At 67.4% G+C, this 20,792-nt stretch carries 16 protein-coding genes; 9 read left to right on the top strand and 7 right to left on the bottom strand.

Features of this window, described 5'->3' with window-relative positions; all coding sequences use genetic code 11:
* Window positions 1-31: 31 nt before the first annotated feature.
* The 7 genes from ccmI to VGI62_RS15635 all read left to right on the top strand — a co-directional run bounded on the left by ccmI (window position 32) and on the right by VGI62_RS15635 (window position 7,891).
* Window positions 32-1,117: a c-type cytochrome biogenesis protein CcmI gene (gene ccmI / locus VGI62_RS15665; RefSeq protein WP_331505450.1), complete on the top strand. Its 1,086-nt coding sequence runs from the start codon at window positions 32-34 to the stop codon at window positions 1,115-1,117.
* Window positions 1,114-1,605, top strand: coding sequence for a cytochrome c maturation protein CcmE (gene ccmE, locus VGI62_RS15660; RefSeq protein ID WP_331505449.1), 492 nt, complete (start codon window positions 1,114-1,116; stop codon window positions 1,603-1,605). Before ccmI ends, ccmE begins: the two co-directional genes overlap by 4 nt.
* Window positions 1,602-3,581 (top strand): heme lyase CcmF/NrfE family subunit, encoded by a 1,980-nt coding sequence (locus VGI62_RS15655; RefSeq protein WP_331505448.1) that lies wholly within the window; start codon window positions 1,602-1,604, stop codon window positions 3,579-3,581. The genes ccmE and VGI62_RS15655 overlap by 4 nt, the downstream gene beginning before the upstream one ends.
* Entirely contained in the window at window positions 3,578-4,030 is a 453-nt protein-coding gene (locus VGI62_RS15650) for a cytochrome c-type biogenesis protein (RefSeq protein WP_331505446.1), read from the top strand. Before VGI62_RS15655 ends, VGI62_RS15650 begins: the two co-directional genes overlap by 4 nt.
* Before the next feature lie 143 nt (window positions 4,031-4,173).
* Entirely contained in the window at window positions 4,174-5,766 is a 1,593-nt protein-coding gene (locus VGI62_RS15645) for a Do family serine endopeptidase (protein ID WP_331505445.1), read from the top strand.
* A gap of 24 nt (window positions 5,767-5,790) precedes the next feature.
* Window positions 5,791-6,462, top strand: a complete 672-nt coding sequence (locus VGI62_RS15640) for a response regulator transcription factor (RefSeq protein ID WP_331505444.1) — start codon at window positions 5,791-5,793, stop codon at window positions 6,460-6,462.
* A gap of 25 nt (window positions 6,463-6,487) precedes the next feature.
* The gene (locus VGI62_RS15635) at window positions 6,488-7,891 is read left to right on the top strand and encodes a HAMP domain-containing sensor histidine kinase (RefSeq protein ID WP_331505443.1); all 1,404 of its coding nucleotides are present in this window, start codon (window positions 6,488-6,490) and stop codon (window positions 7,889-7,891) included.
* Here VGI62_RS15635 and VGI62_RS15630 read toward each other — a convergent pair.
* Window positions 7,857-9,416, bottom strand: coding sequence for a type II and III secretion system protein (locus VGI62_RS15630; protein WP_331505442.1), 1,560 nt, complete (start codon window positions 9,414-9,416; stop codon window positions 7,857-7,859). The two genes, VGI62_RS15635 and VGI62_RS15630, sit on opposite strands and share 35 nt — an antisense overlap.
* A 140-nt stretch (window positions 9,417-9,556) precedes the next feature.
* On the bottom strand, window positions 9,557-10,780 hold the full coding sequence (locus tag VGI62_RS15625) for a S53 family peptidase (RefSeq protein WP_331505441.1): 1,224 nt from the start codon (window positions 10,778-10,780) through the stop codon (window positions 9,557-9,559).
* Window positions 10,781-11,031: 251 nt separating this feature from the next.
* Between VGI62_RS15625 and VGI62_RS15620 the strand changes: the two genes are divergently transcribed.
* Window positions 11,032-13,914, top strand: a complete 2,883-nt coding sequence (locus VGI62_RS15620) for a bifunctional [glutamine synthetase] adenylyltransferase/[glutamine synthetase]-adenylyl-L-tyrosine phosphorylase (protein WP_331505439.1) — start codon at window positions 11,032-11,034, stop codon at window positions 13,912-13,914.
* 125 nt (window positions 13,915-14,039) lie between these two features.
* On the opposite strand, the gene VGI62_RS15615 is transcribed toward VGI62_RS15620, so the two are convergent.
* The 4 genes from VGI62_RS15615 to VGI62_RS15600 form a co-directional block, all read right to left on the bottom strand.
* On the bottom strand, window positions 14,040-15,368 hold the full coding sequence (locus VGI62_RS15615) for an MFS transporter (protein ID WP_331505438.1): 1,329 nt from the start codon (window positions 15,366-15,368) through the stop codon (window positions 14,040-14,042).
* Between the two features lie 246 nt (window positions 15,369-15,614).
* Window positions 15,615-16,016, bottom strand: a complete 402-nt coding sequence (locus tag VGI62_RS15610; protein ID WP_331505437.1) for a hypothetical protein — start codon at window positions 16,014-16,016, stop codon at window positions 15,615-15,617.
* Window positions 16,013-16,315: an autorepressor SdpR family transcription factor gene (locus tag VGI62_RS15605; RefSeq protein WP_331505436.1), complete on the bottom strand. Its 303-nt coding sequence runs from the start codon at window positions 16,313-16,315 to the stop codon at window positions 16,013-16,015. The genes VGI62_RS15610 and VGI62_RS15605 overlap by 4 nt, the downstream gene beginning before the upstream one ends.
* A gap of 96 nt (window positions 16,316-16,411) precedes the next feature.
* A complete protein-coding gene (locus tag VGI62_RS15600) occupies window positions 16,412-18,181 on the bottom strand; it encodes a TIR domain-containing protein (protein WP_331505435.1) in 1,770 nt (589 codons plus the stop codon).
* Window positions 18,182-18,400: 219 nt separating this feature from the next.
* Between VGI62_RS15600 and VGI62_RS15595 the strand changes: the two genes are divergently transcribed.
* A complete protein-coding gene (locus VGI62_RS15595) occupies window positions 18,401-18,961 on the top strand; it encodes a YdeI/OmpD-associated family protein (RefSeq protein WP_331505434.1) in 561 nt (186 codons plus the stop codon).
* A gap of 43 nt (window positions 18,962-19,004) precedes the next feature.
* On the opposite strand, the gene VGI62_RS15590 is transcribed toward VGI62_RS15595, so the two are convergent.
* Window positions 19,005-20,792, bottom strand: coding sequence for a PAS domain-containing sensor histidine kinase (locus VGI62_RS15590; RefSeq protein ID WP_331505433.1), 1,788 nt, complete (start codon window positions 20,790-20,792; stop codon window positions 19,005-19,007).

Below are 20,792 nucleotides of genomic sequence, written 5' to 3'. Positions count from 1 at the left end.
GCTGGCCGGCGCTTTCGGTTACACGCCGATCATGATCGCCTTTTGGGCCACGGCCGGCGTCCTTTCGGCCACGGCGGCCATCCTGATTTTGTTGCGCGCCGCACGGGCGGCGACCCACGTGGAGCGGGGTGACACCACAACCGTCTTCTACCGTCGCCAACTGGCCGAACTCAGCGACCTCGAAGACCGCGGCCTGCTGAGCGAGGGTGAACGCAAGAACGCCGAGGCTGAAGCGGGGCGACGGCTGCTGGCCGCCGCGGACCAGCCGGCCGAGGTCTGGTCGGCCGATCCGAGCCGGGGTGCGGTCTTGATCGCCGCCATCGTTGCGCCGGCCCTGGCGCTTGCGATTTATCTGGGACTGGGATCGCCTGGCATGGCCGACCAGCCCTTTTCCGGGCGCTTGGCGAAGTGGATGGCGGCGAGCCCCGAGACCCTCGCACCGCCCGAGATGGCCGCGGTGCTGGGCAAGCTCACCAAGGATCGGCCCAACGATCCGGAGGGTTTCCGCTTCCTGGCCCTGGCTGAGGGCGCCTCGAACAACCCTGCCGCCGCCGTGCGGGCCTTGAAGCGCGCCGTGCAGCTTGCGCCGGAGCGCGCGGACCTGTGGGAGATGCTGGGCGAGGCGCAGGTTTTCCGGAACGGGGGCGACCTCACTGACGAGGCCACTCAGGCCTTCGTCCAGACGCTGAAGCTCGATCCAAAGAATGTCGCAGCGCGGTTCCAGCTGGCCCGCGCGCGCATCAAGGCCGGCGACAAGGCCGGGGGAGTCGCCGACTGGAAGGCGCTGCTCGCCGACATGCCGGCCGCCGATCCCCGCCGCGCAGACCTTCAGACGGCGATCGCCGAGGCGCAAGGGGCGCCGGCGCCCCCGGCTCCGCAGGGTCTCTCGGGCGATCAGTTGACCGCGGTGCGCGGCATGGTGGCCGGCCTGGCCCAGCGGCTGGCGGCCAATCCAGATGATCCGCAAGGCTGGGTGCGCCTGGTCCGGGCCTATGCGGTGCTGGGCGATAGCGCCAAGCGCGATGCCGCCCTAAAGGACGCCCAGGCCCGCTATGCCGCCAAACCCGATGTGCTGGCCGAGCTAGCCCAGGCTGCAGCCGCCGAGCGAATGAAATGAGCTGGCTTCCCAAATCCCCCAAGGCCCGTCGGCGCCTGACCCTGATCGCGGCCATCGCGCCTGTGCTCGCGCTCGCAGTCGGTCTGACCCTGTGGGGCCTGCGTGACTCGATCTCGTTTTTCTACACGCCCTCGCAGGCCGCCCAGGCCCACCCTCCGTCCGGGCGTTCGATCCAGCTCGGCGGGCTCGTGCGGATGGGCAGCGTCAGGAAGCACCCCGACGGGCGCGTGGAATTCGTGGTCGCTGACCGGACGGCTCAGGACCAGGTGACCTTCCAGGGCGATCTGCCCGACCTCTTCCGCGAGGGACAGGGTGTGGTGGCCCTGGGCTCCTTCCGCCGCGACGGCGTCTTCGAGGCCAAGGAGGTGCTGGCCAAGCACGACGAGCGCTACATGCCGCGCGAGCTGACGAAGCAGCTCAAAGCCCAGGGCGAGTGGCGCGGAGACGGCTCGACACCTGACTACGCCAAGGCCAAGGACCCCTCATGATCGCTGAGTTCGGTTCCTTTGCGCTGATCCTGGCGCTGGCGTTCGCCATCGCCCAGTCCGGACTGTCGGCGGCGGCTCGCATCCGGCGCTCGACCGTGCTGGCCGCAGCAGGCGAGGGGGCGGCCGTGGCCTCCTTCGCGGGCGTGGCGATCGCTTTCGCCTGCCTGGTCCATGCATTTGTGACGTCCGACTTCTCGGTCGCCAACGCGGCGGCCAACTCGCACACCGAAAAGCCGATGCTCTACAAGGTCGCCGGCGCCTGGGGCAGCCACGAGGGCTCGATCCTGCTCTGGTGTCTTATCCTGACCGGCTACGGCGCGGCGGCGGCCACGCTTGGCCGTGGCCTGCCCAAGGGGCTGAAGGCGCTGATGGTGGCGGTTCAGGGCGCGCTGGGGACGGTGTTCCTGGCCTATACGGTCTTCGCCTCCAATCCGCTCATGCGTATCGCAACGCCGCCGGTGGAAGGCCGATCGCTTAATCCGCTGCTGCAAGACCCGGCGCTGGCGATCCACCCGCCGTTCCTCTACTCCGGCTACGTCGGCATGTCGGTGGTCTTCTCCCTGGCGATCGCAGCGCTCATCGAAGGCCGCGTCGACGCAGCCTGGGCGCGCTGGGTGCGGCCATGGGCGCTGGCCGCCTGGAGCCTACTCACCGTCGGCATCACCCTGGGGGCCTTCTGGGCCTACTATGAGCTGGGTTGGGGCGGCTGGTGGTTCTGGGACCCGGTGGAGAACGCCTCCTTCATGCCCTGGCTGATCGCCACGGCGCTTCTCCACTCGGCCATCGTGACCGAGAAGCGGGGTGCGCTTGCGGGCTGGAGCCTGTTCCTGGCGCTCAGCGCCTTCACGTTCTCGATGCTGGGGGCCTTCCTTGTGCGTTCCGGCGTGCTCACCTCCGTGCACGCGTTCGCCGTTGATCCCAGGCGCGGGGTCCTGCTGCTGATTATCCTGGGTCTGACCGCGGGTTCCGGGTTTGCGCTCTTTGCGTGGCGCGCGCCAAGGCTGGCTCAGGGCGGCCTTTTCGCGCCGGTCAGCCGGGAAAGCGCTCTGGTGCTCAACAACATCCTGCTGGCCGCGGCCACCGCGACAGTGATGCTGGGGACCCTCTATCCGTTGATCCGCGAGGCATTGACCGGCGAGGCCATCTCGGTGGGACCGCCCTATTTCAACCTGACCTTCGCGCCCCTGATGGCGGCGCTGGCCATCATCCTGCCGGCAGGGCCTTTGCTGGCCTGGAAGCGCGGCGACCTGCACGGAGTTGGCCAACGGCTGTGGATCGCAGCCCTGGTCGCGCTGGGCTGCGGCCTCTTGACCTTCGCCCTGGCCAGCCCGCGACGGGCCCTGGGGGCGGCCGGCATCGCCATCGGCGCCTGGCTCATCGCCGGCGCCGGCGCTGAACTCATCGAGCGCACGCGCTTCATGCGTGTTTCGGCCGGCGAAAGCTGGCGCCGGCTCCTTGGCCTGCCGCGGGGCGCCTGGGGCATGACGCTGGCGCACCTGGGCCTGGGCGTCTTCGTGCTGGGCGCCTGCTTCGAGATCGGCTGGAGGGCGGAGTCGGCCGAAACCCTGCCGCTGGGTGGCTCGCTCAATGTCGCCGGCTACCACCTCGTGCTGGAAAGTGTCGGACCCCGAGAGGGTCCGAACTACGAGGCGGAGCGCGCGATGATCCGCGTCAGCCGGAACGGCAAACCGATCTGCACCGGCGAGCCGGACCGGCGGTTTTATCCGGCCGGTGGCCAGACAGTCTCCGGGATCGCCCTTTGTTACCGCGGTCCTTCGCACCTCTACATGGTGCTTGGCGAACGGCGAAAAGCTACCGATGGAACACCGGTCTGGCTCATCCGGGCCTACTGGAACCCCTGGGCCAGCCTGATCTTCCTCGGGCCGGTGATTATGGCGCTGGGCGGGCTGGTGTCGCTTTCGGATCGCCGGATGCGGCTTGGCGTGGCGAAGCGGCGCCAGGAGCAGCCGGCATGAGGCTCAGGGCGCTCGCTGTGATGGTTGCCGGCGTGCTCTGCATGGCCGCAGCGGCCGATCCGGCCGATCGCCTGGCCGACCCGGCCCAGGAGGCGCGCGCGCGAGCGATTTTCCAGGATGTGCGCTGCCTGGTTTGTCAGAACGAGTCGATCGACGACAGCGAGGCCGAGCTTGCGCACGATCTTCGCCAAGTGGTCCGCGAACAGGTCCGCCAGGGGCGCAGCGATGCCGAAATCAAGCGGTTCCTGACTGACCGCTACGGCGAGTTTGTGCTGATGACGCCGTCGTTTTCGTGGATGAACCTGGCGCTCTGGGGAGGGCCCTTCCTGGTCGTTCTGGTGGGGGGCGGCCTGCTGGTGAGCCGCCTTCGGACACGAAACACCGATGCTGAACTGTCTCACGAGGAAAGCGAGCGTGTGAGACGGCTGTCGCAAAGCGACTCGGCCTGACATTATAAGGTCTAACATCCGTCGGAATGCGGAGCGCAGGGTGACCTAAACGTAACTTGAGAGCGGTTGCACTCTCGTGCATCGAACCTAGGTTTGTAGCGCGCGCCGCCTCCCCAGCAGGCGCGCACAGGGACAGAAGTCGTATGACCTCCAAGAACACCGGTTATCTCCTGGGCGCAATCGCCGGCGCAGGAGTCATGGTCGCCGCGGTCGCCGGGGCCAGCATGCAGCGCCCCGCCACCCACGTTGACCCGCAGGCCCACCTGATCAAGGCCTCCACGGCGCCCATCTTCGCGCCCCCTCCGGGCGCGCCGATGTCCTTCGCCGACATCTTCAACCGCGTTTCGCCTGCCGTGGTCTCGATCAATGTCACCAGCCGCGTCGACGCCAGCGCGCTTCGCAGGGTCCCGGGCTTCGAGAACTTCCCCTTCGATATCGTGCCGCGCGGCGGCCAGGGCGGCCAGGGCGGCGGGGACGACGATGACGCCGCGCCGCCACAGGGCGGGCGCACGGAGCGTGGCCAGCCGCGGCTGCCGCCGCAGCAGTCCGCCGGATCCGGGTTCTTCATCTCACCGGACGGCTACATCGTCACCAACAACCACGTAGTCGAGAACGCCGAGACCATCAAGGTCGTCCTGAAGGACGAAACCGAGCTTGATGCGGTCGTCGTTGGCCGGGACGAGGGCACGGACCTTGCGGTCATCAAGGTCAAGGGTTCACGGTCGAACTTCCCGTTCGTGGATTTTGAAAACGCCGCCAAGCCGCGCGTGGGCGACTGGGTGATCGCGGTCGGCAACCCCTTCGGCCTTGGCGGCACTGCGACCGCCGGGATCATCTCGGCCTATGGACGCGATATCGGCGAGACCTTCGTCGACTACATTCAGATCGATGCGCCGATCAACCGGGGCAACTCCGGCGGGCCGACCTTCGATATCTACGGGCGCGTCATCGGCGTGAACACGGCGATATTCTCGCCGTCCGGCGGATCGGTGGGCATCGGCTTTGCGATTCCCGCCGAGGTCGCCGATGCGGTGACCAAGCAGCTGATTTCCGGCGGCAAGATCCAGCGCGGCTATATCGGGGCGACGATCCAGAATTTCACGCCGGAGATGGCGGAAGCTCAGGGCATGGGCTCGCAGAAGGGCGCGATCGTTTCGGACCTGGTTCCGGGCGGACCGTCGGCACGGGGCGGGCTGATGCCGGGCGACGTCGTCGTCGGGATCAATGGCGTGCCCGTCAAAACCTCCTCGGAACTGACCCGCGAGGTCGCCAAGGGCAAGCCGGGCGACACCCTGCGGCTCGACGTGATCCGCGACGGCAAGCACCACCCTGTCGAGGTGCGCTCCGGCACCAGGCCTTCCGAAAAGGATCTGGCGTCCAACGACAACACTCCCGGCGTTGAACGCGGCGCCCCGGCGACTCCTCCGACGCCTCACCCCTCGGTGCTCGGCATGTCGCTCAGCACTCTGGATGAAACCACGCGCCGGCGCCTCAACGCCCCCGCCGAACTGCACGGGGTCCTGGTCGAAGGCGTCGACCAGAGCTCCGACGCGGGCCAGAAGGGACTGCATCGCGGCGATGTGATCGTACAGGCGGGCGGGCGTCCTGTGGCCAGCGCCGCCGATGTCGCCGCCGCCGTAGACACGGCCAAGAAGGCTGGGCGCAACGGCGTGCTTGTCGGCGTTTTCCGCCAGGGCCGCACGACGTTCCTGCCTCTCAAGATCGCGGCCGGATAATTTCAGCGTCGCGGGGGCGAAACGATGCGGATCCTGATCGTGGAAGATGACCGCGAGGCGGCGGAGGCCATGGAGCGCGGGCTCACCGAAGCGGGCAACGTCTGCACGCGCGCCGGTGATGGCGAGGAAGGCCTGGCCGCCGCCCGCGACGCTGAATTCGACGTCATGATCGTCGATCGCATGATGCCGAAGATGAACGGCCTTCAGCTCATCGAGACCCTGCGCCGCGAGGGCGACCAGACGCCGGTGCTGTTCCTGTCTGCGCTCGGCGAGGTCGGCGACCGCGTGGCGGGTCTGCACGCCGGCGGCGACGACTATCTGGTCAAGCCCTATGCCTTCGCCGAGCTTATCGCGCGCGTCGAGGCGCTGGCGCGGCGCCGTGAAACCGGTTCAGTGCAAACCTTGCTGCGCGTCGGCGAACTGGAGATGGACCTGATCGGCCGCACCGTTTCCCGGCAAGGCAAGGAGATCGACCTCCAGCCGCGCGAATTCCAGCTTCTGGAATTCATGATGCGACATGCCGGCCAGTCGGTGACCCGGACCATGCTCCTCGAGAAGGTCTGGGAGTACCACTTCGATCCGCAGACCAACGTCATCGACGTGCACATCTCGCGGCTGCGCTCCAAGATCGACAAGGGTTTCGACCGGCCGATGCTGCAGACGGTTCGCGGGGCGGGCTACCGCTTGGATGCCTGAACTTCCCGCCGCGCGGGAGAAGAGGATGCGCCTGCCGCGCATTTTCCGAACGACGCCGTTCCGGCTGACCCTGCTTTTCCTGGCGCTGTTCGCCTCGGCGGCAAGCGCCTTCCTGGCCTACATCTACGTGGCGACAGCGGGTGAGGCTCGGCGACGGACCGATATGGAGATCACCCGTGAGATGCACTCGCTCGTGGCCGCCTACGACCGGGCCGGGACCGACGCCCTCAATCAATCGCTGATCGAGCGAGCGGCCAGCGAGCGACCGTTCCTCTACCTGTTGATGAACAAGGACCAGAAACCGATCTCCGGTTCGATCCAGGAGAGTCCCGTCGAGAAGTTCGACGGCAAGATCGCCTGGACAAGCTTCCAGGTGACCGACCAGGACAATCAGGGCCACACCGTCAGGCACCCTGCCCGCGGGCTCCAGGAACGGCTGAGCGGCGGCCAGATCCTTTTCGTGGGCGCCGACATCGGGGCGGACGAGGCCTACGTCAACAAGGTCGTCCGCGCGCTCGAAGGGGCCGGCGCGCTGGTCGTGGTGCTGGGCCTGGCCTTCGGGGCGCTGTTCAGCCGCAACGTCACCCGCAGCATGGTGGGCCTGACAGAGGTTGTGGACGCCGTGCGCAACGGCGACCTGGGCGCCCGCGCCCGGGTCCGCGGCACGCGCGACGAGTTTGACGAGCTTGCATCGGGCGTCAACGAGATGCTGGACCGGCTCGAGCGCTCCATGGCCGGCCACCGGCACGCTGGAGATGCGATCGCCCATGACCTGCGCTCGCCCCTGACACGCCTGCGCGCCCGTCTGGAGGCGGCCTACATCGATGTGGAAGCCGGCAGGGGCGATCCCACGCAGGCGCTGGTCCAGGCGCTGGAAGACACCGACGGGGTGTTGAAGACCTTCGGGGCCGTGCTCTCGATCGCCCGCCTGCAGGCCGCCGGCGCCGCCCCCGATCCGGTGCTGTTCGACCCAGCTGAGCTTGCCGGCGACATCTCCGAGCTCTACGAGCCGCTTTGCGAGGAAAAGGGCATCGACTTCGCCGCCGAGTTCTCCAAGGACCTGCAGGTTCGCGGCAACCGCGAGTTCCTCGCCCAGGCGCTCGCCAACATCCTCGACAACGCCGTGAAGTACACACCCAAGGGCGGAGCGATCATGCTGCGGGTGCGCCGCCGCTCGTCCGGCGAAATCGAGTTCTCGGTCACCGACACCGGCCCGGGCGTCCCCGAGGACGATCGCGAGCGGGTGGTCGAGCGCTTTGTGCGCCTTGAGAACAGCCGCAATCAGCCGGGCGCAGGCCTTGGCCTGTCGTTGGTCGCCGCGGTGGCCGAGGCGCACCGCGGTCGGATTGAGCTGGCCGAGGGACCCGGCAAAGTGGGCGAGCTGGGTCCAGGCCTCAGGGTCGCCCTGATTTTGCCCCGACCATCCTAGCCGCAGTCACTTCGGCCGGCAGCGGCTCTCCGGCCTTCACCACGTGAGGGGTGACCACGATATAGAGCTCGCGTTTGGATCCGGTCGCCTTTTGCAGGCTGAAGAGCGCGCCGAGCAGCGGGATGTCGCCCAGCCCCGGCAGCTTCTCCTTCGTCGAGATGTCGGTTTCCTCGGTCAGGCCTCCGATCACGAAGGTCTCGCCGTCGCGCACGGTGGCCGAGGTCTCCGCCTCGCGCTGGCTGATCGTCGGATAGCCCTGGGAGAAGCCGGTGACGGTTGAGGCGACGCAGAAGACATGGCTGGTCACGTAGCCATCGGCGCTGACCCGCGGCGCGATCTGCAGGGTGACCCCGACGTTCACGTACTGCACCTGTTGGGACACCCCGTTGACGCCGGAGAGCTGGATCGACGTCAGGATCGGCAGGGCGTCGCCCGTGACGATCTTGGCCGAGGCGCCGCTTTGCGCGGCGATGCGCGGCCTGGAGACGATACGGCCTTCGCCCGCGCTCACCTGGGCGTAGATGGCCGCCTGCAGCGCGGCGCTCGACAGGGTGCGGTCGACGCGGAAGCCTGGCGGGATGAAGGCTCCGGCTGTCATCGTGCCGACGGCGATCTGCGAGTTGGCGTTGTTGAAGTCGATCCCGACGTTCTTGGCTCCGGTCTCGCTGAGTTCGACGAAGATCGTCTCCAGCACGACGCTCTGCACCGGCCGGTCGATCTCGGCGATCTTCTGCTTCAGACGCGCAATCCGCGTCAGCGAGCCCTTCAGGATGATGGCGTTCAGGCGCCGGTCGATGCCGATGTACTCGTCCACTGACTGGCCGAGCGGTTGGTCCAGCTGATCCGGATTGGGCGGGGGCGGGGCGCTGAAGGCGGCGGAGCCGCCCATGCCGGCCGAGCCGAACGCCGGCTCATGTGGGATGAAGGAGTCGTTGGCCTTGACTGTGAGGCCCTCGGTCAGGAGCCCGACCACCTCGCTGACATCGGCGTATTTCAGCAGCACCAGTTCGAAGCCGTCCTCATCCTCAGGACGGTCGGAGCCGCGGGGAAGGGGCCCTGAGGCCTGGACCGCGACCGCCTCCGCCCTGACCCGACCCGGCCGGGGGTTTGTGAGCGTCACCCGCAACGCCTGACTGCCCTCCGGCGAGATCGACACCTGCACGCCGGCCGTCGTCGCCATGTGGACCAGCAAGTTCGTATCGATCTGTTCGAACTCGACGCCGCGCAGGAGACCTTTCAGGCGAGCCGGCGTCGAGGCGCCCTGGCCTCGTGTGGTCAGGCCGAAGCCGATCGCCGGGCGGTCGGTGCCGTTCTGCACCACCGAGTATTTCGGCGCGACGGGCGTGAAGGTGAGCAACAGGCCGGCTTCGCTCGGGCTTGTGTCGGCCACCGACACCCCGGTCAGCACGCTCGGGGGTTGCTGCGGAGCTGCCTGGGCCAAGGCCGTCGGGGCTGTCAGGAGGATCAGCAGGAAGGCGGCGAACGCGCTCAGCCATCTGGCCACCGCCGATCCAGGCGGCTCCATCGTCCTGTCCCCCCGTGTCATTCGACGCCCCAGATCGAAACGGCGAGCCGAAATCCGACTCGCCGCTCGACAGCTTCAGTGTGCGGGGACGCTGCGCCCAAGGCAACGACCGGCGTTCGGCCGGCCGCCGCCGACGCGCGTCAGAACGGCGTGACGCCGTTGGGGGTGCCCAGGCCGGTCGGGCCGTCGTAGCCGACCCCGGCTGTGCAAAGGTAGAGCCCACCGCAACTATTTGAGGGGGTGGCGTTGCTGCCCGAGGTGACGTCGTGCAGTGAAACGGTGTTGTTGTAGGGATCGGAGCCGTATTTGACCGGCCCCCCGTTGGCCCCGTAGAGGCCCGCCACCAGGGGTGCTGCGACGCTCGTTCCCCCGAACACCAGCCAGGCCTCGTGGGTCGCGCTGGCCGGGCCGTAGACCGCCACGCCGGTGGCCGGGTCGGCGACCGCCGAGACGTCGGCCTCCATGCGGTTGTTGACGCAGTTGGCGTCGGTGACGCCCACCTGCCAGGTCTGCTTCAGATAGATTGCGCTGCAGCCGCTGCCGGCGCCGGACCAGGCCACCTCGCTCCAGCCCCGCGTGTTGCTTGCCTTTGTCAGAGTGGTGCCGCCGACCGCCGTCACGTGCGGCGACGATGCCGGAAACTGCACGCCATAGCCGCTGTCGCCGGAACTGACGGTGATGGCGACGTCGGGATGGTTGTAGTAGCCCTCGTAGGGTTGGGAGCCGCTCTCGCCGCCGCCGTAGCTGTTGCTGACCACGTGCGCGCGGCCCGCGGCGACGTTCTCGGCGGCGGCCAGGTTGGCGAATGTGGGCGAATTGGCCTCGACCAGGACGATCCTGCAGGTGGGGCACATGGCGCTGACCATGTCGAGATCGAGCGCCGTCTCCTGCGCCCAGCCGGTGTTGTCGCGCGGGTAGTTCCGGGCCTGGCCGTTCTGGTTCAGCTTGGTGAAGCAGCCGCTGGCGGTGGTGCAGGGCGGCAGGCCGTAGGTCGAGCGGTAGACCGCCAGATCGGACTCGGCCAGCGAATAGCCGTAGGCGTCGACGATGGCGACGACCGCTGTGCTGGAACCGGCGCCCACGTTATAGGCCCCGCGCAGGTCGGAAGGGCCGAACCCGGCGGGCAGGCCGACGGCGTTCCGGCCGTTTTCCTTCGGCGCGCCTTGAATGTCGGTGACCAGGTGCGCATGACAGCGCGCCGTGCCGGCTGCCTGCTCCAGGCAGACCGCCACGTGGTAGGCATTGCCCGAGCGGTGGACCATCCCGTTCAGGCTCTGTGCGACAGCGCCGGACGCAGCGGCGATGACCAGTGCGGCCGCAAGCAGAGTGCTCGCAAGTCGGGTACTCGAAAGATTATGAAACATGACGCCCTCCCGATCTCTATATGCGTTGATGGATCAGCCAAGACATCGCGCCAGATTTCCCGTCTCAGGCGAATTATGGCCTAACGATTTACTTATCCTTAAGGATGGTTAACCACAGCCCAACCAATCTGTATTGGACACCGCGGATATCTGTTTAAGCTGAGCCGTGAAGCTTGGCAATGGCGAGGGCGATCGCGACGAGCCGCAGCTGGGGCTGGCGAGCGGCGCGCTAGGCTGGCATGGATCGGTTGATGACGACCCTCGCCGGACAGCTTAGGCCTTGCGGGCCAGTGGTTGACGACAAGGCCGCGGAGCGGGCGCGCGAGATCGTCGCCGAAACCCTCTGGACCGAACGCCTGGGGCAGGCTTGGCCGGCGCTGGCCCCGGTCTTCGGCGCTGCGCCCTACCTGGCCGGTCTGGCTCGACGAGATCCGAGGCGGCTCGACGCGTTGCTGGGCGCAGAGCCGCACGCGCGGCTGGAGGACATCCTGGCGCGTACCGCCGCGGCGGCGGACCTGGACCTCGCGGCGGCGCAGGTTCGCCTTCGGGAGCTCAAGGCCGAGTTGCACCTTCTGACCGCGCTCGCCGATCTTGGCGGGGCCTGGGACCTCGACCAGGTCACCTCGGCCCTGACCCGCTTCGCCGACGCAGCCGTAGCCTCGGCCTTGATGGTCGCAGCGCGGGGCGAACTGGAGGCCGGGCGGCTCTGCAGCCTGGGGGAGGGCCCTGAAGGCCCTGTCCCCGGCTGGTTCTGCATCGCCATGGGCAAGCAGGGAGCGTTCGAACTCAACTACTCCAGCGACATCGACGTCTCTGTGTTCTTCGACCCTGATCGGCTGCCGCTGGCGCAAGGCGTTGAGCCGCAGGCTTTCGCTGTGCGCCTGACCCAGCGGCTCTCCGACTTGATGCAGGCCCGGACCGCCGACGGCTATGTCTTCCGCATGGACCTGCGGCTGCGGCCGGATCCCGCCTCGACCCCGCCTGCCGTGCCGATCCCTGCGGCTTTGCAATACTACGAGAGTGTCGGCCAGAACTGGGAGCGCGCCGCCTTCATCAAGGCCCGGCCCTGCGCGGGCGATATCCCCGCGGCCGAGGCCTTCCTGGGAGAACTCGCCGCCTTTGTCTGGCGCCGCAACCTCGACTTCGCCGCCATCGCCGACATCCACTCGATCAAGCGCCAGATCCACGCCCACAAGGTTGACGAGCGGGTCTCGGCGAAGGGCGTCGACCTGAAGCTCGGCACCGGCGGGATCCGCGAAATCGAGTTCTACGTCCAGACCCAGCAGCTGATCCTGGGCGGACGCAATCCGGCGCTTCGCAGCCGCCGCACCCTGGATGCGCTGGCGACGCTTGCCGAGGCGGGCCATGTGGCGCTGGAGACCGCCGCCGAACTGACCGAGGCCTACCGCCGGCTGCGAGGCGTCGAGCATCGCATCCAGATGCTGGCCGACGAGCAAACCCACCGCCTGCCGGAATCCGACGCCGAGCGCCGGCGCGTGGCGGCCTTGAGCGGTTACGACAAGCTCCGCAGCTTCGATGCGGCGATCACGCGCACGCTCAAGGATGTCAACGCGCGCTACGGCGAACTCTTCCCATCCGAGGAGCCGCTGTCCTCGCGGTTCGGCAGCCTGGTGTTCACCGGCGTCGAGGATGACCCGGAGACACTGGCGACGCTCAAGCGGATGGGGTTCTCGAATCCGGCGCAGGTCGCCGCGACCATCCGCGGTTGGCACCACGGCCATATCCCGGCCACAGCCACCGAGCGCGGCCGCGAGCTCTTCACCCGTCTGGCTCCACGCCTGTTGGACGCCGCGCAGGCTACCGGCTCGCCCGACGCGGCCTTCAATCGCTTCGGAAATTTCTTCTCCCGGCTGTCGTCTGGCGTGCAGCTCCAGTCGCTGTTCCTGGCTCAACCGAACCTCTTCGAACTGATCGTGCAGGTCATGGCCTTCGCGCCGAAGCTGGCGGCCACCTTGGCCAGGCGCCCGGCGGCCATTGACGCGATGCTCGATGGCGCGTTCTTCGAGACCATCGACATTGCCGAGGACCACGCGGTCATGCAGGCCGCCGTCGCACGCGCCGACGGCTTCGAGGACGCGATGGACACCGTGCGCGTGGTGCACCGCGAGCAGGCTTTCCGGGTCGGGGTGCAGGTGATGAGCGGGGCGGCCAGCGCGGTCATCGCCGGCAAGGCCTTCGCCGACCTTGCCGATGTCTGCATCGACGCCCTGGCCGCTTCCGCCTTGGCCGAGACCGAGCGGTTGGGCGGAGCCTTTGCGGGCGAGGTCGCGGTCGTGGCGCTGGGCAAGTGCGGCTCGCGCGAAATGAGCGCCGGATCCGACCTCGATCTGATGACCCTCTATCGCGCCGGCGACGTCGCCGTTTCGGAGCTCAAGGGCTGGGACGCGGCGACCTTCTATGGCCGCTTTACCCAGCGCCTGATCGCCGCGCTCTCCATCCCGACCGCGGAAGGCGGCCTCTACGAGGTGGACATGCAGCTTCGACCGTCGGGCACCAAAGGGCCGGTGGCGGTGAGCTTCGCCGCCTTCGAAGGCTACTACGCTGCCGAGGCCGAAACCTGGGAGCTCCTGGCGCTCACCCGCGCCCGCGTGGTTTGGGCGACCAGCCAGGACTACGCCCGCGCGGCGCGGGCGGCCATCGATGCAGCGCTGCGGCGTCCGCGCGAGCGCGCCGTCACCGCCCGGCACGTGCGCGAGATGCGCGAGCTGATGGCGGCGGAACGCCCACCGAAAGGCGAGTGGGACCTGAAGCTTTCCCCAGGCGGCCTGGTCGACATCGAGTTTGCCGCCCAGTTCCTGCAACTCGCTCACGCCGCAGCCGGCGGGCCGATTGCGGCCAACACCGCCGAAGCCCTCGCGGGTTTCCGCGAGGCAGGCCTCGCCCCTGCCCAGCCGCTCGCTGACCTGGAACGCGCCTGGCGGCTGCAGCAGAACCTAACTCAGCTCCTGAAGGTCGCACTGGAAGACGGCGAGAACCCAGAAGCCGAGCCGCCGGCCTTCCGGGCCCTCCTGGCTCGGGCCGGCGACGCACGTGACTTCCGCCAGTTGCGCGCGGCGCTGAAGGCTGCGCGGACGGCGGCCCACACGGCCTATGAGGCGATCGTGCGCGAGTAAGCCGCCAAGGGCGCGGCGCCGATATGGCATCGCGGCCGGCGAGAACTATGGTCGAGATGAGTGAACCCCGCCTCGGACAGCGATGGGTTGAGAAGACCGTAAGCCCGGACGGGATCCTCCGAGGCCTAGGCGTGCAGCGTCTCCTGAGCCCCGACTTCCAAGGCGGGCTCCTCCAGCGGCAGAACCTCTCCCTCGCGCGTCGCGATCAGGGACCGCGGTACGGTCAAAAGCACCGGGACGATAAGGGCGTAGACCACCGTGATGGCGATGACGCACGCTCCGAACCCACCCGCCTGCTCGTAGAGCCGCGTGCCAAGCACGTCGCCGAACCGGATAGCGACCCAGTAGAGGCTGCCCGCTGTCATCATGATGGTGCCCTGCAGCGCTTTGGGCGCTGAGCGCATCAGGAGGTCGATATAGGCCGCCGAGGCGACGCCGCCGGTCAGCCCGATGACGGCGGCCGCCCACATGGCCTGGTCCACGGAGTGGATGAAATAGAGCGGGACCATCTGGGGAATGCCCACTGCGGTGCCCCAGAAAAGCAGGGTGCGCGCCGTAAACCGCCGGCACAGGGCGCCATAGACCAGGTAAGTGGGGATGAAGGCGGCTGCGAAGATGGCGTTCCAGGCGCCCCACTGGGTGTCGCTGGCGTGCAGCGTGTTCTGCATGTGGAACTGCAGCGCGGTGCCTGATCCTGGCGCAAATGACCAGAGAAACCAGACCGCCAGCGCCGGATAGACCGGCCAGTGGCGGAACAGCCTGGCGAGGTCCTGCAGCGGTCGATCGGCATGAGCCTCGGCCTTGAGGTGGCTGTAGAGAAATTTCGGTTTCCAGGCGCTGTAGAGCGCCATCGCACCCATCACGCCTGCGGCGACCAGGAACAAGGTGCGCGCCGCCTGCTCTGCGGTACGGCCCTCCAGCGCCTGGCTCAGGGCTCCGCCTATGAGGTAAGCGCCGAGGTATGGCACCGAGGCGGCCATGCTCCAGATGACGCTCATCCAGCCCGTCACCGCAAGCTGCTGGCCCGCCATCGATGCAAGCCCTTGCTCGGCGGCGCGTGCGAACGACCACGCCACGGCGGAGAGGGCCACAGCCGCCATCAGCATGGGATAGCTTACGGGGACAAAGGCGAAGCCGGCGTACGCAGCAGCGCACACGCTGGCGAATACCATCATCATCCCGCGATCCTTGCGGCCCAGGATGTCCCAGCGGTCGCGCGCGAAACCAAACAGGAAGCCGACATAGAGCGGGATCGCCGCCACCAGCCGGAAGTTGGCGACCTCATGGGCCGGCAGGTGCAGCTTGTTCTTCAGGAAGAAGGTGATCGGGACATCGACCAGACCGGCCGCGGGCGAGCCGAAGCCTACCAACAGCATCAGCCCGAAGATGTAGGTCAACGAGCGATTGCGGTCGCCCGCGCCCAGCGTGCCGCCTGCCTGCGAAATCTCACTCAACCTAGTGCCCCCGCCCGTAGGTGTCGTCGCATTGAGACGTGAGCGGGCGCGGGGCGTCAATCGGTAAGGCGCAGGTCGCGCGAGCGTTTGCCTGCTCGCGGGCCGGAAGGGTGAGGATCGGCGTGCGGATCTTCGGGGCGCGCACATCGGCCCAGCGGGGTCGGAAGGTGGGATGAGAAAGCCGCAAGCTCTGCGGCTCGCGCAGGAAGTCCTTCCGATGGTCAGACGAGCGTCAGATCCCGTTCCCTACGTGCATGCTCCCTTGTCTGGTCCATGCTCCATGAAGGCCCATACAGAGTAGCCCAGCACGTATGCTGTCGCCGTTCCGAGGAGCGCGATCGGAACCATGCCGGGGAGCGGCAGGAGTGAAGTCACCGCAAAGGCCAGGCCGCCCAGCATATAGGCCCATCCACTCACCCGCAGCACCGCCTCCATGCGCATGGCCGATACGGCGTTGCGGTAAGCCCCCAGGGACTTCGGCAGGAAGTTTGCGTAGACCGCCAGGGTCAGGCCGATGAATGCCTGAAACGCGCGATCTCCGATGTCGTGCGGCAGGAGGCCCGACGTCTCCGCCGCCTTCATGGCCAACGCGCCTCCGATGTAGACGCCTGCGGTGGCAAGGCCGATGGCCAGGTTCTTGTGGATCATGACATCGTCCCCTTGATCGGCGCGGCGGTTGCGGGGCGCGTAACGGCGCTGAAGGCCCCCACAAAGCCCAAGAGCGCGTCCTCAAGCACCGACAGCTTCAGTCGATAGATGACGGTCTTCCCCACCTTTTGGGCGTCGACCAGGTTGGCCTCGCGCAACACCGAGAAGTGGGTCGACATGGTGGGCTTGGAAACCGGGAAATGGTCGGCCAGTTCGCCCGCCGTCATCGGCCGCTCCCTGAGAAGCTCCAACACATGGCGGCGCGTCGGGTCCGAGAGGGCTTTGAACACGGCGTTCATGGGTTGATAGTTAGCTAAACGTCGAATTGAAGTCAAGCGGGCTCCACGCACTCCGGCTCGGCCCCAATTGCCTACCCAAGGTTCGTGGCAGGCTGGCTAATCTGCGGGCGGCGAGCCGGGCTCGTTGGCTGCGGCAAGACGTCGATGCGCGTCGGCGACCATGGACTGGAAGCGCGGATCGGCGCGGAGGTGATCCATGTCGGGATCGACCTCGGCATGTCTGATTTCAGGCATGGTCCCCTTGATGAAATAGGGGCCCAGGAGCTCAAGCGCTGCGTCCGCGTCGTGGACATAATTCCCGATGCAGCAAGCGAGATTGTATCGCATGATCAGGTTTTCCGGATCGATCAGCAGTGCGCGCCTTGTCCACTCCCTGGCGCGCTCCGCCTCGCCTAGGCATGCAAGCCCATTTGCAATGGACGCCATGGCGGCTCCGTTGCTGCTGTCGTGCGCCAGGGCCTTCTCGGCGCGGCCGACGACTGCCTGCGCCGCGCGTTGGACCCCAACGGCGTCACCGAGCGCGGTGTAGCAAGTGATCAACATGAGCGGGTCGTGATAGTCGGTCTCCATGAGGGCCGCCGCCTTTTCAAAAAACGGCACCGCGGCAGCGATCCGACCCTGCCTGAAGATCAGCCGTCCGGCTTCCTTGTTCACTTCCCAAGACTCGGCGTCCAGCTGAAGGGCGAGTTCGATCTCCGCGTTCGCCTGGTCGTGAAGTCCTTGTTCGGCCAGATGCCTCGCCATGACACAGTGGGCCTCGGCAAGATTGGCGTCGAGCGCGAGCGCTCGTTCAGCGGCCGCCAGCCCATCGTTCTCCAGCTTTCCGTGCCTGAAACGCAGCGCAGTCTGCGTCAGGGCCATCAGGGCCCATGCCCGCGCATAGTTCGGGTCAATGTCCGTAGCCCGCCGGCAGATGCGAAGAATTGACTCATCCCGACGGCTATCGCCGTCATTGCCGCTCACCCAATACTGCCGCGCCATCAGATAGAGGTTGTAGGCATCGGAGCTCGTCGTCCCACGCTGCTCGATCGCCTGCTTCTCTTCCGGCAGCAGCTTCAGCTTCAGCGCCTTGACCACCGCCTCGGAGATCTCGTCCTGCAGGGCGAAGATGTCGGTGAGATCGCGGTCGTAACGTTCGGCCCAGACGTGGTCGCCCGCGGCGGCGTCGATCAACTGGGCGCTGATGCGCACCCGGTTTCCAACTTTGCGTACGCTGCCTTCCAGAAAATGACTGACGTTCAACTGACGTGCCACCTGCGACAGGTCGAAGGCCCGTCCCTTGAACGTGAAGGCGGTGTTTCGGGCGACCACCGAGAGCGCCGAGACTTTGGAAAGGTCGGTGATGATGTCCTCGCTGATGCCGTCGCTGAAATACTCCTGCTCGGCATCGCCGCTCATGTTGGCGAATGGCAGCACGCAGATCGACTGCTGGCGGGCCGATGCGGGCGCAGCCGGGGCCGCGGCGTGCGAGGCGGGGCCGCCCATCAGCTCGGCGATGCTGGCGGCCACCTTGCGCCAGCCCGGAGCGTCCAAGTCCCCTGTCCATCCGGTCAGGTCGGCGCACTGGATGCGGTCGAACGGCATGGGCAGCTTGGCGCCATCGAGCGTGAGCTGGACCAGTTTGCGTGCTGCGCGGGCCTGATCGGCCTCCGACTGCACCCACTCCGACCTCACCGCTTCCGCCGACCAGACAACCACCACCGCCTTGGCCGCGAGCAGACGCTCCTCAATCACGTCCGCATAAGCCCGGTGCGCCGGCAGCTCGTCATCGCGCCAGACGTCGTAGCCCAGGCCGCGCAGCGCCTCGGCGACCGCTTGCGCCTGGGTTGCCGTGGAGCGAGCGTAGGAGATGAAGATCTCGGACATTGTTGCGCCCCGCCCTGCGGCCCCAGAGGCACCTTAGCGAGCCGCGATCTCCTGCGGCAAGCGAAGCTGCCAATATGTCCGCCTTTCAGGCCCGTGCCTAAAGTCCCCCCAACCCGCACCCAGGGCGGGCCTTGGGGAGGTCCGCTTGTCGGACTAATGGATCTGCAACGCGACCGGCGTAGTCAGCCTCACGGCAACTTTCAACAACGGAGGTACGGCATGGAGATGGCGTATCGGGAGCGGTGGCAGGCTGAGATTGTCGAGCTGCAAAGGATCCTGTCTGAGTTTGACTTGAGAGAGGAGTGCAAGTGGGCAAAGCCCTGCTACACAATGGACGGAAGAAATGTCGTCATCATTCAGGGCTTCAAAGAATACTGCGCGTTGGGCTTCTTTCAGGGTGCGCTGCTGCAGGATCCGAAGAATCTGCTGGTGCAACTCGGACAGGTTCAGGCAGCGCGGGTGATGAAATTCACCGGCGCCAAGGAGATTGCGACGAAGGCGGCCACCATCAAGGCCTACGTGCGCGAGGCGATGGCGGCCGAGAAGGCGGGAATGAAGGTCGAGATGAGGCCCCCGGAGTATCCTGTGCCCGAGGAGTTGAAGGAGAAGTTCCGAAACGATCCGCGGTTCAAGCGCGCGTTCGAGGCGCTGACGCCGGGTCGGCAAAGAGGATACCTGTTTCACTTCGCCGGCGCGAAACAGTCTGCGACGCGGACCATGCGGATTGAGAAGGCGACGCCGGCGATTCTCGAAGGACGAGGGTTCCTGGAGCGGCGATAGATCGTGAAACTGTGGATACGTGCCGATGCGCTCGGCCGCTCCGTCAGCTTGCCGCGGCCAACGCCGAGGCGCCCTGGCGCACCGGCAGGGAGAATGTGGCGCTGGTTCCGTGGCCCGGGGCGCTGCGCAGGTCCAGAAGGCCGCCATGCATTTCGACCAGCGACTTGGTCAGCGCCAGCCCTAGTCCCGTGCCCTGCTGGGTCTTGGCGTGCTGGCTCTCGATCTGCTCGAAGGGGCGGGCCAGGCGCGCCAGATCGTCGGGCGGGATGCCGATGCCTGTGTCCTGCACGCTGATCCGCACCCATTCGCCAAGGGGATCGTTGCGGCGCTCGGCGCGCACGGTGACCATGCCGCCGCGCGGGGTGAACTTGATGGCGTTGGAGAGCAGGTTCAGCAGCACCTGCTTGATCGCCCGGTAATCGGCCTCGACCTCGGGCAGGTCGCTGAAGTCGAGCCTGAGCGCAAGACCTGCGGCCTCGGCGCGATTGCGCACCAAACGAAGGGCGTCCTCCGCCACGTCCTCCACCGCCACCGACTCGAAACGCAGGTTCATCTTGCCGGCCTCGATCTTCGACATGTCGAGAATGTCGTTGATCAGCGCGAGCAGGTGCTGGCCGGAGCTAAGGATGTCGCGCGCATAGTCGCCATAGCGGGCGTCGCCCAGCGGGCCGTAGATCTCCGTGGTCATCATCTCGGAGAAACCGTTGATCGCGTTGAGTGGCGTGCGCAGTTCGTGGCTCATATTGGCCAGGAACTCGCTCTTGGCCTGGTTGGCGCCTTCAGCGCGAACCTTCTCCGCCTCGTACTTGCGGGCCAGCTCCGACAGCTGCTCCTGGCTGCGCTCGAGGTTGTCGACGACGCGGCGCAGCTCCTCCTCATTGACCCGGCTGGCTTCCTCCTGGGCCTTCAGCGCGGTGATGTCGGCGGCCGTGACGACGAGGCCGCCCTCGGCGGTGGTGCGCTCCGAGACCTGCACCCAGCGGCCGTCAACCAGCTCGGCCTCGCGCACGCCGCTGCGGCCACCCAGCGCCGGGAAGTCCTGGCGCACCGCAAGCCTTGCATGGCCCTCCAGCTCCTCGCGCGCGACCCCCGGCTTCAGGACATGCGGCTCCAGCCGGAAGAAGCTGCGGTAGTTGCGGTTGCACATCAGGAGGCGGCCCTGCTTGTCCCAAAGCACGAAGGCTTCCGAGACGCTCTCGATCGCATCGCGCAGACGGCTCTCGGCGGCCTGGGCTCGAGCCTGGGCCAGGCGCTCCTCGGTTACGTCGAGGGCCACGCCGATGATGCGCGCATAGCCACCCTCGGGGCTCTTGCCGAAACCCTGGCCGCGGGCGTCGATCCAGACCGGCCGTCCGCCGGTCAGGCTGGGCACCCGGAAGGAAACATCGAAGCCGCCGTAGACCGCCGCGGCGCCCAGGGCCTCGCGCAGGCCGTCGCGGTGGCCCTCGGACACGCGGTCCAGCACCTGTTGGCCGTCGACCACTCCGCCGCGCCAGCCGAACAGGGCGGCGGTGACGTCGGACATGAAGATCTCGTCCGCCGTCAGGTCCCATTCCCAAATGCCGCAGCGGGCGGCCTCTACGGCCAGTCGGAAGCGCTGTTCGCTGTCGCTGAAAGCGGCGCGGGCGCGTTCGACTCGACGTGATTCGACCAACAACATCAGGCCGAGCGCGAAGGCCACGATCAGCGGGATCAGCAGGGAGACCAACTGCTCGGTGGGCCCAAGCGGTCCGCGCAGGAGGCGGGTGACGGCGACCGCTGTATAGACCGCCAGCAACAACAGGGCCGCGAGGATCGCCAGACGCGCAAAGCGCTGCGTCGGCGGCTTCAT

The sequence above is a fragment of the Phenylobacterium sp. genome, assembly GCF_036495085.1.
GTDB lineage: Bacteria > Pseudomonadota > Alphaproteobacteria > Caulobacterales > Caulobacteraceae > Phenylobacterium.
The sequence above is the reverse complement of the archived record's forward strand: the minus strand, read 5'-3'. Positions and strand labels throughout refer to the sequence as shown.

What these genes read in the sequence shown, in the direction of transcription:
- ccmI (WP_331505450.1), top strand. Translation starts at nt 32, where the DNA reads ATGATCGCCTTTTGGGCCACGGCCGGCGTCCTTTCGGCCACGGCGGCC.
- ccmE (WP_331505449.1), top strand. Translation starts at nt 1,114, where the DNA reads ATGAGCTGGCTTCCCAAATCCCCCAAGGCCCGTCGGCGCCTGACCCTG.
- VGI62_RS15655 (WP_331505448.1), top strand. Translation starts at nt 1,602, where the DNA reads ATGATCGCTGAGTTCGGTTCCTTTGCGCTGATCCTGGCGCTGGCGTTC.
- VGI62_RS15650 (WP_331505446.1), top strand. Translation starts at nt 3,578, where the DNA reads ATGAGGCTCAGGGCGCTCGCTGTGATGGTTGCCGGCGTGCTCTGCATG.
- VGI62_RS15645 (WP_331505445.1), top strand. Translation starts at nt 4,174, where the DNA reads ATGACCTCCAAGAACACCGGTTATCTCCTGGGCGCAATCGCCGGCGCA.
- VGI62_RS15640 (WP_331505444.1), top strand. Translation starts at nt 5,791, where the DNA reads ATGCGGATCCTGATCGTGGAAGATGACCGCGAGGCGGCGGAGGCCATG.
- VGI62_RS15635 (WP_331505443.1), top strand. Translation starts at nt 6,488, where the DNA reads ATGCGCCTGCCGCGCATTTTCCGAACGACGCCGTTCCGGCTGACCCTG.
- VGI62_RS15630 (WP_331505442.1), bottom strand. Translation starts at nt 9,416, where the DNA reads ATGGAGCCGCCTGGATCGGCGGTGGCCAGATGGCTGAGCGCGTTCGCC.
- VGI62_RS15625 (WP_331505441.1), bottom strand. Translation starts at nt 10,780, where the DNA reads ATGTTTCATAATCTTTCGAGTACCCGACTTGCGAGCACTCTGCTTGCG.
- VGI62_RS15620 (WP_331505439.1), top strand. Translation starts at nt 11,032, where the DNA reads ATGACGACCCTCGCCGGACAGCTTAGGCCTTGCGGGCCAGTGGTTGAC.
- VGI62_RS15610 (WP_331505437.1), bottom strand. Translation starts at nt 16,016, where the DNA reads ATGATCCACAAGAACCTGGCCATCGGCCTTGCCACCGCAGGCGTCTAC.
- VGI62_RS15605 (WP_331505436.1), bottom strand. Translation starts at nt 16,315, where the DNA reads ATGAACGCCGTGTTCAAAGCCCTCTCGGACCCGACGCGCCGCCATGTG.
- VGI62_RS15600 (WP_331505435.1), bottom strand. Translation starts at nt 18,181, where the DNA reads ATGTCCGAGATCTTCATCTCCTACGCTCGCTCCACGGCAACCCAGGCG.
- VGI62_RS15595 (WP_331505434.1), top strand. Translation starts at nt 18,401, where the DNA reads ATGGAGATGGCGTATCGGGAGCGGTGGCAGGCTGAGATTGTCGAGCTG.
- VGI62_RS15590 (WP_331505433.1), bottom strand. Translation starts at nt 20,792, where the DNA reads ATGAAGCCGCCGACGCAGCGCTTTGCGCGTCTGGCGATCCTCGCGGCC.